This window comes from Luteibacter sp. W1I16 (assembly GCF_050434905.1).
Classification (GTDB): Bacteria; Pseudomonadota; Gammaproteobacteria; order Xanthomonadales; family Rhodanobacteraceae; genus Luteibacter.
Map to the genome: position 1 here is coordinate 1,284,380 of NZ_JBNDJJ010000001.1, position 14,404 is coordinate 1,298,783.

General features: G+C 66.0%; 12 protein-coding genes. 6 read left to right on the forward strand and 6 right to left on the reverse strand.

Annotation, left to right across the window (positions count from 1 at the left end; genetic code table 11):
* Nucleotides 1–7: 7 nt before the first annotated feature.
* A complete protein-coding gene (locus QFZ41_RS05805) occupies nucleotides 8–961 on the reverse strand; it encodes a hypothetical protein (protein WP_429197878.1) in 954 nt (317 codons plus the stop codon).
* A gap of 259 nt (nucleotides 962–1,220) precedes the next feature.
* On the opposite strand from QFZ41_RS05805, the gene QFZ41_RS05810 reads away from it, so the two are divergent.
* Nucleotides 1,221–4,115 (forward strand): bifunctional diguanylate cyclase/phosphodiesterase, encoded by a 2,895-nt coding sequence (locus QFZ41_RS05810; RefSeq protein ID WP_429197879.1) that lies wholly within the window; start codon nucleotides 1,221–1,223, stop codon nucleotides 4,113–4,115.
* On the opposite strand, the gene QFZ41_RS05815 is transcribed toward QFZ41_RS05810, so the two are convergent.
* On the reverse strand, nucleotides 4,116–5,036 hold the full coding sequence (locus QFZ41_RS05815; protein ID WP_429197880.1) for an Hsp33 family molecular chaperone HslO: 921 nt from the start codon (nucleotides 5,034–5,036) through the stop codon (nucleotides 4,116–4,118).
* Nucleotides 5,037–5,143: 107 nt separating this feature from the next.
* Between QFZ41_RS05815 and mtgA the strand changes: the two genes are divergently transcribed.
* The 3 genes from mtgA to QFZ41_RS05830 all read left to right on the forward strand — a co-directional run bounded on the left by mtgA (nucleotide 5,144) and on the right by QFZ41_RS05830 (nucleotide 7,344).
* On the forward strand, nucleotides 5,144–5,884 hold the full coding sequence (gene mtgA, locus QFZ41_RS05820) for a monofunctional biosynthetic peptidoglycan transglycosylase (protein WP_429197881.1): 741 nt from the start codon (nucleotides 5,144–5,146) through the stop codon (nucleotides 5,882–5,884).
* Between the two features lie 8 nt (nucleotides 5,885–5,892).
* Nucleotides 5,893–6,837 carry a glycosyltransferase family 2 protein gene (locus QFZ41_RS05825; RefSeq protein WP_429197882.1) on the forward strand — a complete coding sequence of 315 codons (945 nt, stop codon included), beginning with the start codon at nucleotides 5,893–5,895 and terminating at the stop codon, nucleotides 6,835–6,837.
* Nucleotides 6,838–6,915: 78 nt separating this feature from the next.
* A complete protein-coding gene (locus QFZ41_RS05830; protein WP_429197883.1) occupies nucleotides 6,916–7,344 on the forward strand; it encodes a CBS domain-containing protein in 429 nt (142 codons plus the stop codon).
* On the opposite strand, the gene QFZ41_RS05835 is transcribed toward QFZ41_RS05830, so the two are convergent.
* On the reverse strand, nucleotides 7,341–8,621 hold the full coding sequence (locus tag QFZ41_RS05835; protein WP_429197884.1) for an NTP/NDP exchange transporter: 1,281 nt from the start codon (nucleotides 8,619–8,621) through the stop codon (nucleotides 7,341–7,343). The genes QFZ41_RS05830 and QFZ41_RS05835 overlap by 4 nt on opposite strands.
* 185 nt (nucleotides 8,622–8,806) lie before the next feature.
* On the opposite strand from QFZ41_RS05835, the gene QFZ41_RS05840 reads away from it, so the two are divergent.
* Complete coding sequence (locus QFZ41_RS05840; protein ID WP_429197885.1) at nucleotides 8,807–10,156, forward strand: serine hydrolase domain-containing protein; 1,350 nt, start codon at nucleotides 8,807–8,809, stop codon at nucleotides 10,154–10,156.
* Nucleotides 10,157–10,191: 35 nt separating this feature from the next.
* Here QFZ41_RS05840 and QFZ41_RS05845 read toward each other — a convergent pair whose 3' ends face one another.
* The 3 genes from QFZ41_RS05845 to gcvH all read right to left on the reverse strand — a co-directional run bounded on the left by QFZ41_RS05845 (nucleotide 10,192) and on the right by gcvH (nucleotide 12,914).
* Nucleotides 10,192–11,223: an energy transducer TonB gene (locus tag QFZ41_RS05845; RefSeq protein WP_429197886.1), complete on the reverse strand. Its 1,032-nt coding sequence runs from the start codon at nucleotides 11,221–11,223 to the stop codon at nucleotides 10,192–10,194.
* Between the two features lie 274 nt (nucleotides 11,224–11,497).
* The gene (metJ, locus tag QFZ41_RS05850; RefSeq protein ID WP_429197887.1) at nucleotides 11,498–12,085 is read right to left on the reverse strand and encodes a met regulon transcriptional regulator MetJ; all 588 of its coding nucleotides are present in this window, start codon (nucleotides 12,083–12,085) and stop codon (nucleotides 11,498–11,500) included.
* 433 nt (nucleotides 12,086–12,518) lie between these two features.
* Nucleotides 12,519–12,914 carry a glycine cleavage system protein GcvH gene (gcvH, locus tag QFZ41_RS05855; protein ID WP_429197888.1) on the reverse strand — a complete coding sequence of 132 codons (396 nt, stop codon included), beginning with the start codon at nucleotides 12,912–12,914 and terminating at the stop codon, nucleotides 12,519–12,521.
* 318 nt (nucleotides 12,915–13,232) lie between these two features.
* Here gcvH and QFZ41_RS05860 point away from each other — a divergent pair, with 318 nt between their 5' ends.
* Nucleotides 13,233–14,384, forward strand: a complete 1,152-nt coding sequence (locus tag QFZ41_RS05860) for a DUF3103 family protein (RefSeq protein WP_429197889.1) — start codon at nucleotides 13,233–13,235, stop codon at nucleotides 14,382–14,384.
* The last annotated feature ends 20 nt before the right edge of the window (nucleotides 14,385–14,404 follow it).

Sequence of the window (14,404 nt, forward strand, 5' to 3'; positions counted from 1 at the left end):
TTCGGCCTCAGAGATCCTGGTGGTACTGCACGTAGGGTGTGCGGGACTGGTCCGGCTCAGGGCCGGCGGGGCTGCTCGGGGCGTTACCCGAAGACCACACGTTCTGCGCGCCTACGGACAACTCACCGCGCCAGGGCAGGCGCCAGGTCACACCGAGGTCGATGGCGCTCCAACGACGGTCGGGATTGATGCCATTCACGGCATTGGCTTCCGGCTGCATCGTGCGTCCGGTGATCGAACCCGACAACGGGCCGCGATCCACGCCGAAACTCAGCGCCTTCTGGTCCACGGCGCCGATACCGAGCAGGTTGCCCGGCAGCAGGCGAATCCGGCCGATGCTCGCGCCAAGGTCGATCCCGCTGCGCGCGCCAAGGTCGACACGGCCGTGGGCATTCAATTCGGTGCTGGAGGAAAGCGCACTGATGGGCAATCCAGAAGCCGTGGCGAGGCCCGGAACGACGCGAGGCAAGGCCGCGCCGGTACCTGTCGGACGGCTGGACCCGACCCCTACGCCCACGCTGTAGCCCGTGCCGCGGAAGGTGGCGCCCAATTCGCTGCCGACGATGCGCGGAGGTGCGCCGGGCGTGCTGCAACGATCGGTGTTGCCGGCCGAGGTGCTGCAGGATTCCACCGAGTTGATCCAGCCCTGGCCACTGACACTGGCATGGGCCTGGACACGCGGTCCGAGGTCATACTGCAGGCCACTGGAAAGGAACGGACCCGAGTCCACCGGGCGCAGCGCCAGCGGCTTGGCCGGGTCGGCGCGGTCGTCGGACTGCAGGGACAACGTGCGGCCATCCGGGGCGCGCCACAAAGGCAGGCTGCCCTGGTCCGCGCGGCCCGACGACACCGGTTGCTGGCCCAGCAGCTGCGACGCCGTCGCGTCCGAACCCACCGGCGCGACTTGCCCTGCCGCGGCGAGCGGCATGAACAGAAGCATGGTGAGTAAGGATCTGCGCATCGTGGTCTTTATCGGCAGCGGCTGAGATTCCCCGAGGTCCCGCCTCAGCCTGACGGGAACGACATCAGTCTAAACCATTTTACTTTTTACTAACACCCCGGAGAGACCCCTTCAGTATTCGGATTAGCTGCCGTTTATGACGGCAAGGGAAGATTCGGGCACCCAGGCGCAGCGCCCGTGAGATTGGCTTTCACGCCCATCGCACGGCTGCGTTAACACATATAGACTGGCCCGACCACGACCGGAACCTCGTCAGGCGATGACTTTCGCTCCATCCCACAGCCCGACCTTGCAGGCGCCCGGTCACGGCGAGGTAGAGCCGTTGCAGGACGCCGTGGAAAGGTTGCTGCGCGCCGCGGACGCGGAGAGCGTGCGCGCGGAATGCGAAACCTTCGTCCAGTGCATCCTTCCGGACGCGAAGGTGGCCTGGCGGCCGGTGGGGAGTACCGAAGCGACCACACCGGGGGCGCTCGAGCTGGCCGTCGATCCACAGAGCGAGCGCATCCTGGATCTCGTCACCAGCGACGCCGACGTGTCCGCGGGCGGGGACATGCTCGCCTGGCTCGGCCGCCTGGCATCGGCCCGGCTGCGCCAGCTCGCTGAAACGGCGAACCTCTACGAGGCGATCTCGCGGCTGGCCCTCGCCGAGCGGCTGCAACGGGCGCTGTACGCGATCGCCGAGCAGGCGGGCGCCGAGCACAACATGAAGGACATGATGAGCGCGCTACACGGCATCGTGGGCAGCCTCATGTATGCCGAGAACTTCTTCATCGTCCTGTACGACGCGCAGAACCGCACCGTCCGCTTCCCCTATTTCGTCGATACGGAAGACCAGGACATTCCCGATCCCGAGGGTGTCCGCACCATCGAGGCGATCGAGAACACCCTCACCTGGCACGTGTTGCAGAGCGGCCGTTCGATGATGGGCGCCAGCAGCGAGCTGGAGAAGAACCTGCCCGGCCCGCGCGTGCCGATCGGACCGCCCAGCGACGACTGGCTGGGCGTGCCCATGAAGCGCGGTGAAGACGTGGTCGGCGCGCTGGTGGTTCAAAGCTATCGCGACGACACGCACTACACGGAAAACGACCGCGAGCTGCTCACCTACGTGGCGCAGCACGTGCAGACGGCGCTCGAACGCCGGCAGGCCCACGAGGAACTGGAGCGCCGCGTCACCACGCGCACGGCAGCCCTGCGCGAGGCCAACCGGGTGCTGCGCCAGCAGGTGCTGCAGCGCCAGCGTGGCGAGCGCTTGCAGGCGGCGTTGTTCCGGATCGCGGAACTCGCCAATACTTCCGATAGCATCGAGAACTTCTACGCGGCGGTGCACCGGGTCATCGGTGGCCTGCTGTATGCGCGCAACTTCTACATCGCCCTGCTTTCGGAAGACCAGAACAAGCTCACCTTCCCGTATTCGGTCGACGAGCTGGACGGCGTGCGCGAACCGCGTGAGCTCGGCCGCGGCCTGACCGAGTTCGTGCTGCGTAACGGCAAGGCCCTGCTCGCCGACCGTGACGAGATCGACCGGCTCAACCGCGACCATGTGCTCTCCCCGAGTGGAGCGCGTTCCCTGCACTGGCTGGGCGTGCCGCTGATCTGGAACGAGAAGTCCATGGGCGTGCTGGCCGTGCAGAGCTATACGCCCGAGCACACCTACAGCGCGCGCGACCAGGAACTGCTGACCTTCGTCAGCTACCACATCGCCAACGCCTTGCAGCGCAAGTACACCACCGAATCGCTGAAGCAGGCTTACGCCAGCCTCGAGCGCCGCGTGACCGAGCGCACGCGCGCCCTGGCCCTGGCCAATCGCGACCTGCGCGAACAGATCGCCGAGCGCGAGCGCGTGGAGCGCCGTCTCAAGTACGAAACCCTGCACGATTCACTTACCGGCCTGCCCAACCGCACCTTGTTGCTGCAACGGCTCGAGCAGGCGCTCAATCATTACCGCGAGAATTCCGCCGACCTGTTCGCGGTGCTCTTCATCGACCTCGACCGCTTCAAGGTCATCAACGACTCGGTGGGTCATCTCGTCGGCGACGACCTGCTGTTCCAGGTCGGCGGCCGCATCCGGGCCTGCCTGAAGACGCGCGACGTGGTGGCCCGCCTGGGGGGCGACGAGTTCGCCGTCCTGGTCGAAGGGATCGTCGATCCACAGTCCGCCACGCATATCGCCGAACGCATCATCGCGCAGTTGCAGACCCCGTTCCGGCTCGGGGCGAAAGAGATCTTCACCTCCGCCTCCATCGGTATCGCGCTGCCTACGCCTGAGTACACGCGGCCTGAGGAACTGCTGCGCGACGCCGATTCGGCGATGTACCGGGCGAAGGACGAAGGCCGCCACCGCGCGGCCGTGTTCGACGACCGCCTGCGCCGCGAAGCGCTGTCCTTGCTGGAGCTGGAAGGCGACCTGCGCCGCGCGCTCACGCGCAACGAGTTCGTGCCGTTCTTCCAGCCGATCGTCGACCTGGAAGACCACCGCGTGGTCGGTTACGAAGCCCTGCTGCGCTGGCGCCATCCGGAGCGCGGCTTGCTGTCACCTGGGGAATTCCTTTCCGTGGCCGAGGACACCGGTTGCTCGGAGGCGATCGACTGGCAGATCTTCGAACAGGTGGCCCGCCAGGCGCGCGCGTTGGTCGGCGATGAAGGCTTCATCAGCATCAACGTCTCCGGCAGCCACTTCCGCTCGCCGGACCTCGACCAGCGCCTGCTCGACCTGCTGCTCGAGCACAAGGTGCCCGCGCGTTCCATCCGCGTGGAAGTGACGGAACGCGCGCTGCTGGAAAATCCGGCCCAGGTGAAGCGCATCCTCGAGAACCTTCGCGACCATGGCGTGGGCATCGCGCTGGACGACTTCGGTACCGGCTATTCGTCCCTCAGTTACCTGCACCAGTATCCGATCGAGACCCTCAAGATCGATCGTTCGTTCGTGATCGAACTGCCTGCCGAGGACAGTGAGGCTCACAGCACCGCGGTCGTTCGCGCGATCCAGGCGCTGGCCGACTCGTTGCGCATGCAGGTGATCGCGGAGGGCATCGAAACCGAGTCGCAAATGCGCGCCCTGCGCCGGATCGGCTGCCGTTTCGGCCAGGGCTTCCTCTTCGCCCAGCCCGCGCCGGCGAGCAAATGGCTCGGCTCGCCATTGTCGCTGGACGCCTGACTACTGCAACGTCGAGGGTGACGGCGGCGTGTCCACCTGGGTGAGCAGGCGCTCCGCGTCCACGCGGTCGAAGATGTAGCGGGTGGCGCAGAACTCGCAGATCACTTCGATCTCGCCTTCGCGGTCGTCGAGCGTGGCTTCCACTTCCTCGCGCCCCAGCGCACGCAACATGCCTTCCACGCGTTCCTGCGAGCAGGTGCAACCGAAGGCCAGCGGTTTCGGTTCGTAGAGGCGGACCGATTCCTCGTGGTAGAGGCGATACAGCAATTCCTCCGGCCGCGTGGCGAGCATCTCGCTGGCGCTGAGGGTGGCCGTGAGATGGCCGACTCGTGCCCAGGCATCGTCATCGTCCTCGGCCGCGCTGTGGCCACCCTCGCCTGGCACCGGCTGCAGCATCAGGCCCACGGCGTGCTTGCCATTGGCGGCAAGCAGGATGCGCGCGGGAAGCTGCTCCGACCGTTCGAAATAGTTTTCCAGCGCCTGGCCGATCGACTCGGCGTCATCCAGGTCCACGACACCCTGGTAACGGCCGCGCTCGGCGTGGCCGATGGTGATGGCGAGCATCGCCTCGGGCAGGCCGCCCAGCTCGAGCCGCGGAGGCAAGGCTGCCGTGTCGTAGCGCGCAAGACCGCGCAGGCGGCCCTTGTCGGTGCATTCGGCGAAAAGCAGGTGCAGCGGACCCTGGCTCTTGAATTCCAGCGACAGCGAGCCCTCGAACTTGATGTTGCCCGTGAGCAGCGCGCTGGCGGCCACGGCCTGGCCCAGCGTGTCACGCAAGCCTGCCGGGTAGTCGACCCGCGAGGCGATCTCGTGCCAGCTGGCACCAAGGCGCACCAGTACGCCGCGCACGCCCGCCTTCTCGAGCATGAAGCGGTGCAATACGTCTTCGGACGCAAGGGTTTCGACGATCGAATCGGTCACGGCGGTCTCCTGGGTGATCCGACGGAAGATGGGGACTCGCCGGCGCGCCAGCAAGCCCGCGAAGGTCCAGGCCCTTATACTGCGCCATCCTCCGTCACCGCGCCGCCATGAGTCCGACGCCCCGTTCACCGCTCCGCCGGATCGCCCGCCTTATCGGCCTGCTGCTCGTTTCGTGGGTGGCCTTGTCGTGCCTGGTGGTTGGGGTACTGCGTTTCGTGCCGCCGTGGACCAGCGCGATGATCATGGAGCGCCGCGTCGAGGCACTGACCAGTGGCGAGAAGGATTTCACTTACCGGCACCGCTGGGTTCCGTGGGACCGCATCTCGCCGCAGGTCGGCATCGCGATGGTCGCGGGTGAAGACCAGAAGTTCCCCTTCCACCATGGCTTCGACGTGGACGCGATCCAGGATGCGATCGACGCCGCCGACGAAGGCAAGCGCCTGCGCGGCGCCAGCACCATCAGCCAGCAGGTGGCCAAGAATCTCTTCCTCTGGAACGGGCGCAGCTTCGTGCGCAAGGGGTTGGAAGCCTACTTCACGGTGCTGATCGAGGCCCTGTGGCCGAAGCGGCGCATCCTTGAGGTCTACATGAACATCGTCGAGCTGGGTAACGGCGTCTACGGCGTCGGCGCGGCAAGCGACGTGTTCTTCCACACCGCGCCCGACCGGCTGGGCGTCATCCAGGCCGCCCGGCTCGCCGCCGTCTTGCCGAATCCGCGCCGCTTCCGCATCGACGCGCCCACTGCCTACGTGCAGCGGCGTACCGCGTGGATCGCCCAGCAGATGGGCCAGCTCGGCGGGCCGGCCTACCTTTCCCGCCCGGCCGCCGTCGCCGGCCGGGTCCGTTGAGAACGCCCATGCCCTTCTCTCTCGCCATCGTCGTTCCCGCCTATAACGAAGCCCTGGTCATCGACAGCTTCCATAGCCGGCTGGGCGCGGTCCTCGACACCATCGAGGCGAGCGCGCACGTCGTCTACGTCGACGACGGCAGCCAGGACGAGACGTGGGCACGCCTGTGCGCGCTGGCCGACCGGGATCCACGCGTGGAAGCCATGCGGCTCTCGCGCAACTTCGGCAAGGAATCCGCCCTCACCGCCGGACTGGACCAGGTGGACGCCGATGCCGTCGTCGTCATCGACGCCGACCTGCAGGATCCCCCCGAAGTCATTCCCGCGCTCATCGCGCGCTGGCGCGAAGGCAACGACGTGGTCTACGCGACCCGCGGCGAACGCGACGGCGAGACACGCACGAAGAAATTCACCTCGGCCGCCTTCTACCGCGTGATGGAGCGCGTGTCCGACACCCCGCTGCCACGCGACACCGGCGACTTCCGCCTTTTGTCGCGGCGCGCGGTGGAAGCGCTGCGTGAACTCCGCGAGCGGCAGCGGTTCATGAAGGGCCTGTTCGCCTGGATCGGCTACCGGCAGGCCGCCGTCACCTACCACCGCGATGCCCGCTACGCCGGCAGCACGAAATGGAACTACTGGCGGCTGACCAACCTCGCGATCGAGGGCATCACCTCGTTCTCGACCGCACCCTTGCGCATCGCCACGTGGCTCGGCGTCTCCGCCGCCACGCTCGCCTTCCTCTACGGCCTCTGGGTGTTGCTGAAGGTCCTGATATGGGGCGACCCCGTCCGTGGCTACCCCACGCTCATGGTGGTGATCCTGTTCCTCGGCGGCGCGCAGTTGCTCGCGCTGGGCGTCATCGGCGAATACGTCGGCCGTACCTACTCCGAATCCAAACGCCGGCCGCTCTACTACGTGGAATCGCGCCGGGGCGAACGTCCGCCCTTCACCTGATCGTTACCCTGGCCGGCCCGCCGCGGCGGTAGACTGGAGCCCGAGCGGCACGCGCCGCGTCCATCCGGGGAGTCGAGCATGCAGCAGGTCAAGCATCTCCTGGCAGCGAAGGGCACGGCGGTGTTCGCCGTCGCACCCGAGGCGCCCGTCTATGAAGCGATCCAGCAGATGGCCGAGAAGAACGTCGGCGCGCTGGCGGTGATCCGGGGCAGCGAACTGGTCGGCATCGTTTCCGAGCGCGATTACGCGCGCAAGGTGATCCTCAAGGACCGTTCGTCGCGCGACACGCCCGTGGCCGACATCATGACGGCCAGCGTGGTGACGGTCGCACCGGATGCGTCCGTCGACGAATGCATGCGCCTGTGTACAGACGGCCGCCTGCGCCACCTGCCCGTCCTGGAAGGCGGTCGCGTGGTGGGCATGGTCTCCATTGGCGACCTGGTGAAAGCCACGATCTCCGAGCAGAAGGAAACCATCAACCAGCTCGAGAGCTACATCGTCGGCTAGGCGTCGTCCTTCGATTCCGGTTCGAGGTCCGGCGAGGTCGCGGCGCGCCGGGCCACATCGGTGGCGACGGCCGCCAGTCCCGCGCCGATCAGGCCGATACCCCCGATGCCCACGCCCACGGCGTGAAGACCGGTGAGACCGCTGGTGACGACCAGGTCACCGAAGCGCCAGACCGCCGTCTCGATGAAGTTCTTGCCCTTGTAGCGCGCCTCGCGCGGCATGCGCGTGTAGAGCGCATCCGAAGCGGGCTTGGTCATGCCGTAGGTCATCCCGCGCGTGACCACCTGCACGATCACGATCAACGGAACGGCGAATCCGAACAGCGTGGCTTCCGACGGACCATGCAAGGTCAGCAGCAGGAGCAGTCCCACGTTCACCACCGAGGGCAGCACGAGTGCCCAGAGGGGGCCGAAGCCACGCAACAGCAGCGGCGTGAGCGTGAGCTGCAACAAGGCGCCGAATCCGTTGATCCACAGGTCGAGGTCGGCGTAGAACGCCGTGCGAGCGGCGTTGTCCGCGAAATGGGCTTTCGTATAGTCGGCCATCAATGCGTAGGCCAACGTGGCGATGCCGTCGCTCAGCAGCATCAGCAGGGTCATGTAGCGCAGGAAAGGCTGTGAGAACGCCGCCTTGGCACCTTGCAGGATCGAGCCGCCGACGGGGGCTCCCCCACTGCGGTCGTTGCCTTCCTCGTCCGTAGGCAGCGCCAGGAGCGCTCCCAGGGCCAACAGCAACGTAACGGCCGACACCACGAGCATGGACGGCACGCCCAGGCGAAGCACCAGCGATCGCGTGAGCAACGGCCCCACCAGCGCGCCGGCCATCCCGCCGAACGCGATGAACGGGAATACCAGGCGCGCCTGCACGCTCCGGTACACGTCCGCCATCACGCTCCAGAAGAGCGAGACCACGAACAGGTTGAAGACGCTCACCCAGACGAAGAACACCCGCCCGAGCGCCACGGCGCCGATCCGGTCCTGGGCAGCGAACGCAGGGACGAAGGCGACCAGGCAGACGATGAAGGAAAGGTAGCTGCCCAGCAGCACCTGCTTGCGGGGAAACCGGGCGACGAGCCAGCCGAACACGGGCGTCAGCGCCAGCATGACCACGAAGACGATCGCGTAGAACATCGGCAGCGACGACGAGCCGGCCGCGCCGACGAGCTGGTCGCGCACGGGTCGCAGGACGTAATAGGAAGTCAGCACCAGGAAGAAGGCGATGACCGAGAGCGCCAGGGTGATCCCCTTGCTCCGGGTGGCATGCGGTGGTGCGTTCACGATGGCCGGCGTGTCCGGTGGAGTCGGTGAAGCCTAGCATGGCGAGGCGTGCCGTTCAGCGTCGTCAAGGCACCATCCGTTGTCGCGGACGAGGAAGTAAAAGACAATGCCGGGAACGACGTCCGGACTCCTCCCGGCGTCCCCACTCCGCGGCGTGCCCCACGCCTCGACCCCGCGAGAAAAGCATGTCGTTCCGTTCCGCTTCCCTGCTCGCCTGCGCTTTCGCCTGCGCCGTTGCCGCTCCCTTCGCGCTCGCCGCGCCGCCGCCGAAGCCGCCTGTCGTCCACGTCGATCCCGAGGCGGTCAGGCTGCCGCCGGAACGGGTCAAGGCGACCGTCGAGAGTTATAAGCAATGGCTCGACGCCGCCGAGGCCCGCGACGCCGCGCCGGCCATCGTCACCGCCGTGATCGTCGACGACAAGGTCGTCTATGAACGCGCCATCGGCTACGCGAATGCGAAGACCAAGGAACCCGCCACGCCGGAAACGGTGTTCCGCCTTGCCTCCCTGTCGAAGGCCTTCGCCACCGGCGTCACCGCCGTACTGGTGCGCGCCGGGTTCCTGAGCTGGGACACCAAGCTCATCGACACCATCCCCTACTTCAAGCTCAAGGACATGCAGGCGGCCCAGCAGGCCACCGTGAGGGATATCCTCGGCCAGCGGCTCGGCCTGCCACGCAACACCTACGATTCCATGCTCGAATCCGACGCGCCGTACGAGGAGCTCGTGCGCAAGCTCGACGAGGTCGACCTCTCCTGCAAGGTCGGCGAATGCTACGGGTATCAGAACGTCGCCTTCAGCATGATCGGCGACGTGATCTACGCGACCACGGGCGATTATTTCTTCCGCCAGGTGGAGCGCCGGATCTTCGCACCGCTGGGCATGACCACCGCCAGCTACGGCCGTGACGCACTCGAGGCGAGCAAGAGCTGGGCCCGTCCGCATCGCGGCGGTCCGCACAACTGGATTCCCTACGAGCCCAACGACAGCTACTACCGCGTCGCTCCGGCGGCGGGCGTGAATGCGAGCCTGCGCGACATGGAGCAATGGCTGATGGCCCAGATGGGCGGCCGTCCCGACGTGCTGCCCACGCCGCTGCTCGACGTGCTGCACGCGCCGGAAGTGGCGACGCCCTCCGAGGAGCGCTCGCTGCCCTGGCGCCGGGCGCGCGTGACGGATGCGCACTACGCGCTCGGCTGGCGCGTGTTCAAGTACGCCAACGAAGACCTCATCTACCACGCGGGTGCCGTGTCGGGTTACCGCACCATGATCGGCTTCTTCCCCAAGTACCACGCGGGCGTGGTGACGATGTGGAACGCCGCGGGGCCGATCCCGGCCGGCCTCATGCCGATGGTGTTCGACAGCCTGCTCGGCTTGCCGCATGTGGACTGGGCGGGCGTGGAAGGCTCGGCGCGCACCGCGCCGGTGGCGAAAGCCGCGAAGGCACCGGCGAAGTCGCGCGCGAAGGCGGCGACCAAGACCCCGGTCAAGAAGAGCGCGGCGAAGACGCCGGCCAGGAAGAAGAAACCGGATTGATCCAGCCGCGGCGCCGGCCACGGCTGGACCTGTCGTTACCTGCCGAGGTTGAACTGCAACCGGCGCCGTAGCGTCACGGTCATCGGTTCGCCGTTGCGGGTGGCCGGCTTGTATTCCCAGCGGCTGACGGCATCGATCGCGGAACGATCGAAGACGTGCTTGGGCTGCGCATCGACCACGGCGACGTTGGTCACCGTGCCATCCGTGCCCACCGTCAACTCCACGTCGACCCAGCCTTCCTGGTTCGCACGCATCGCGGCCGTGGGGTAGCGCGGGCTGACCTGGCGGATGAGCACGGCATCGCTGATCGCATCGGCGGCATCCGCCGCGGGTGCGCGCGGCGTCGGGGCGGCCGGACGCGCGGCCGTGGCGTTCGCCGCCTGGGGTTGCTGCGCGACCCGTGCCGCCTGTTCGCGAGCCGCCTGCTGGCGTTGCGCTTCGGCGGCGGCAGCCTGCTCCGCCTGCAGCTTCGCGGCCGCGGCGGCATTCTGCTGGGCGAGCTGCGCCTTCTGCGCATCGACCGCCTGTTGCTGCTCGCGATCCAGCGTCTTGCGCTGGGCGTCCAGCTTGGAACGAAGGATCGTGAGCGTGTAGTTCTCGGGATCGGCCTTGGCCAGCAGGTCGATTTCCCTTTGCGCCTCGTTGAAGTCGCGCTGGTTGATCGTCTGCTCGGTGGCGGCGGCGCCGTAGGAGAAGGTCTCGCGCAACGCGTCCGCGGCGACCGGATTGCCAGGCTGCTTCTGCAACACCTTCATGTAGAACTCGAAGGCGTTGTTGCCCGCCGGCGCGACGAGCCGCTGCTCGTTCATGGCGGTACGCGCCTCGGCCAACAGCTGGTCGACACTGAGCGCGTCCACGTTGGCCGGAGGCGCTTCGCGCGTGGCCGCCGCCTTTTGCGCGGCGGTGGGGACCGGTGTGGAACCGGCCGCCGCGTCGCGGTAGGGCTTGATGATCAGGAACCAGGCCGCGACCGCGAGCGCCAGCACGATGGCGATGACGGCGAGGGTGACGGGATTGATGGCGCCGCGGGCTCGCGAGCGCGCGGCAAAGCGATGACGGTTATCCATGGCGTTACAGAACGGACTCCGCAAGGCGCGCGCCCCCTGATGGCTTGACGCGAAGAACCCCCCGTCCTCCGCAGCGCGATGTGGCGACAAGGTAACCGTAATGGGCGCGTGAATCCAGTTGGGCGGCCTAGGAGCTTTTCCCGGGCGGAAAAATCGGTAGCCCTGAAACGAACGACCCCGGCCAGGCCGGGGTCAAGTTTTCGAAGTGACTCCCCGCGCTGGGCACCGCGGGGAGCTAATTCGCAAAACGTACTTTCTTATTGGAAGGTGACGCTTACTTGGCCTTGGCGGCCTTGGTCGCGCGGACCACCTTGGCGGCGGCGACCTTCTTCGAAGCAGCCTTGCGCGGTGCAGCCTTGCGCGCGGTCTTCTTGGCGGGGGCCTTGCGAACGGCCTTCTTCACCGCCTTCTTGGCGGCGACCTTCCTGGCGGGCGCCTTGCGGGCTACCTTCTTAGCAGCAGCCTTCTTCGCCGGCGACTTGCGGGTCGCGGCCTTCTTGGTCGCGACCTTACGGGTCGAGGCCTTCTTTGCCGGCGACTTGCGCGCGGCGGTCTTCTTCACGGTGGACTTCTTCGACGCCCTTTTGGCGGCGGACTTCTTGGCAGTGGCTTTCTTGGCAGTGGCCATAGTTCTTCTCAGCTCCTCATCAGTTGGCAGTGGTTGCCCAGTAAAAGCGTGGAGGAACGCTTCGACCAGCAGGTCGCTGTTCGTCGCGTGCCTCAAATTGTTCACCTGGCGGCGAGTACGTTCATCGGAAAGCAGGCGGAGGATGTGCAGCGGAATCGATACTGTGATCTTTCTAACCGAGCCCGCTTTCGAACCATGCTCCACGTACGGCCTGATGAATTTTCCTGTTTCCATTTCCGGTTCCCCGTCAATTGACGCAAAAGCTATTCCTGAACATTTCCGCTGTCAATAAATTTTGGCTCTAAATTGAAGACCTTGCGGACGCATAGCCGGGCCTTCCCTGCCACCGACGAGGTACGTTCGCACCCGTCGCGACGAGTGCCACGGATAATTGGACATCCAAAACAAAACATACCGAGCGAATTTATCGGTTCAGCAAACACCTTAAATAAAGGCATTTTTCGTTCGCCACGAGAAACGACGACGACAAGCGGCGACGTGAGATGGCGTTCGTGAGAGATCGCCCGGATGGTGTCGTCGGACCCCTTCCCGGGGGATGAACGGAGTTCAACTGGGGGCAAAAAATATTTTTGCCGGACCCGCCCAAACGGACAAAAAAATGCCGGTCGAGGTCGACCGGCACCATGTTCGGGGTTCGAAGAGGGGATCAGTGATCGTCGTTCTCGGCGAGTTCGGCGTACTCGTCCGGACCGAGCAGGTCGTCGAGTTCGGCTTTGTCGGAGATCTCCAACTTGAAGATCCAACCGTCGCCATAGGCGTCCTCGTTGATCGTCTCCGGCTTGTCGCTGAGCGCGTCGTTCACGGCGATCACCTTGCCGGAAACGGGAGCATAGATATCGGAGGCGGCCTTCACCGATTCGACGACTGCGACGCCGGCGTGAGCCGCGACTTCACTGCCCACTTCCGGCAGTTCGACGTAGACGAGGTCGCCCAGCGCAGATTGCGCGTGGTCGGAAATGCCGACGGTGACTGTACCGTCCTGTTCGACGCGGACCCACTCGTGGGACTTCTGGAATTTCAGATCGCCGGGGATTTCGCTCATGGGGTATGCCTCGTTGTCTCGGGACGGTCGCGGGTATGACGGCCGATTGTACCGTTCTATGGGTTCCAGGAAAGCGTTCGAGCCGGGTTGGGGAAGAAAAAAGGATGGAAAACTTCAAGGTTCGGACAGGCGAAGGACAGGCGCTACGCCGACACGAACCGGCGCCTCCGCCGACAGAAGACCATCGGCGAGGGCGACTACCTTGATGTTGCGGCTCGACTTCGGCGACGCCGCATCGGCATAGCCCTCCCCTCTCATCGGGCGACTGCCGACACCCCTGCGGTGCGAACCGCGAACCCATCATCCTAAGGAAGCCCCATGAAACGGATCCTCAAGACCACCCTCATCGGCACCGCGCTGGCCCTCGCTCTTTCTTCACCCATCATGGCCGCGGAGGTCACGTCGGTGAACCAGGCCCGGGAGGAAGTGGCCAAGGGCATCGCCGCCCTGGTCAACGACCCCACCTTCGACGCCACCTTTCGCGAACAGTTGAGCAAGGGCAAGGCGCCGCTGGCCGACGTGCTGCGCAACTACGCCGAACACGGCACGCAAGCCAGGGAGGACGCGACCGCCGACCTGCGCGACCTGGAACGTCAGGCCATCCGGCTGCGCGGTCTCGATGGCGCGCTGGAAGCGCTCTTCGATATCCGCGTGCATGGCGTGGACAAGGGCCAGCCGATCGCGAGCATTCGTGACTTCTGGACGGCGACCGTCAGCAAGGATCCGGCCACCGGAGAAAAACAGGTGGTCGCCTATGACGTTGCCGGGCAGGAGCGCCGCTTCTCACTCGACTCCACGCCGGACGTGCCGATGCTCATCGTCGAATCCGACAGCTCCGCGGCGATCCGGGCCGGCATGAGCGTCATGAACGAGGTGCTCCGCAACGGCGGCGTGCAGTCCAGCGGCGGGACCCGCACCTCGCGCGTGGCCGGACCGGAACAGCTGACCCTTCTCAAGAACATCCACCTTGAATCCGACCAGGAACCGAATGTGCAGGGTGATGCCGAGATCTTCGCCATCGTGTCCGGCGTCGGCCCCGATGGCAAGGCGCAACTCATCACGAAGGACATGCCCTGGCTCGACCACGACAAGCGTTGGTACACGCCGAACATGGACCTGATCAACTGGACGGACTACGGCAGCAACTACGTCAACGTGCAGCTCTTCGAGGAAGATGGCAACACCAACTTCAAGGCGCTGGCCGTGGCCGTCACCAAGGCGGTCGGAAGCCTGGCAACCGTGGTCTCGCCCGGCGCACCACCTGCCCTGATCGTCGCCGGTGTGTCGAAGGTGGGCGCCGAAATCCTCAACGCCATGGACGACAAGTGGTTCCAGAACGATGCGGACTACGTGGATTCGTTCTATGTGATCGAGCGCGGAGGGAACTACGGCACCACCATGAAGCCGCTGGTGGGCGCACGCGGCGGAGCGAAGATGATCCTCGCGCCCTATGAAGTGAAGGGCCGGTGATGTCAGTGGAGGGGTGGCCT

Coding starts and splice junctions, on each gene's coding strand:
- QFZ41_RS05805 (WP_429197878.1), bottom strand. CDS start 961: ATGCGCAGATCCTTACTCACCATGCTTCTGTTCATGCCGCTCGCCGCG.
- QFZ41_RS05810 (WP_429197879.1), top strand. CDS start 1,221: ATGACTTTCGCTCCATCCCACAGCCCGACCTTGCAGGCGCCCGGTCAC.
- mtgA (WP_429197881.1), top strand. CDS start 5,144: ATGAGTCCGACGCCCCGTTCACCGCTCCGCCGGATCGCCCGCCTTATC.
- QFZ41_RS05825 (WP_429197882.1), top strand. CDS start 5,893: ATGCCCTTCTCTCTCGCCATCGTCGTTCCCGCCTATAACGAAGCCCTG.
- QFZ41_RS05830 (WP_429197883.1), top strand. CDS start 6,916: ATGCAGCAGGTCAAGCATCTCCTGGCAGCGAAGGGCACGGCGGTGTTC.
- QFZ41_RS05840 (WP_429197885.1), top strand. CDS start 8,807: ATGTCGTTCCGTTCCGCTTCCCTGCTCGCCTGCGCTTTCGCCTGCGCC.
- QFZ41_RS05845 (WP_429197886.1), bottom strand. CDS start 11,223: ATGGATAACCGTCATCGCTTTGCCGCGCGCTCGCGAGCCCGCGGCGCC.
- metJ (WP_429197887.1), bottom strand. CDS start 12,085: ATGGAAACAGGAAAATTCATCAGGCCGTACGTGGAGCATGGTTCGAAA.
- gcvH (WP_429197888.1), bottom strand. CDS start 12,914: ATGAGCGAAATCCCCGGCGATCTGAAATTCCAGAAGTCCCACGAGTGG.
- QFZ41_RS05860 (WP_429197889.1), top strand. CDS start 13,233: ATGAAACGGATCCTCAAGACCACCCTCATCGGCACCGCGCTGGCCCTC.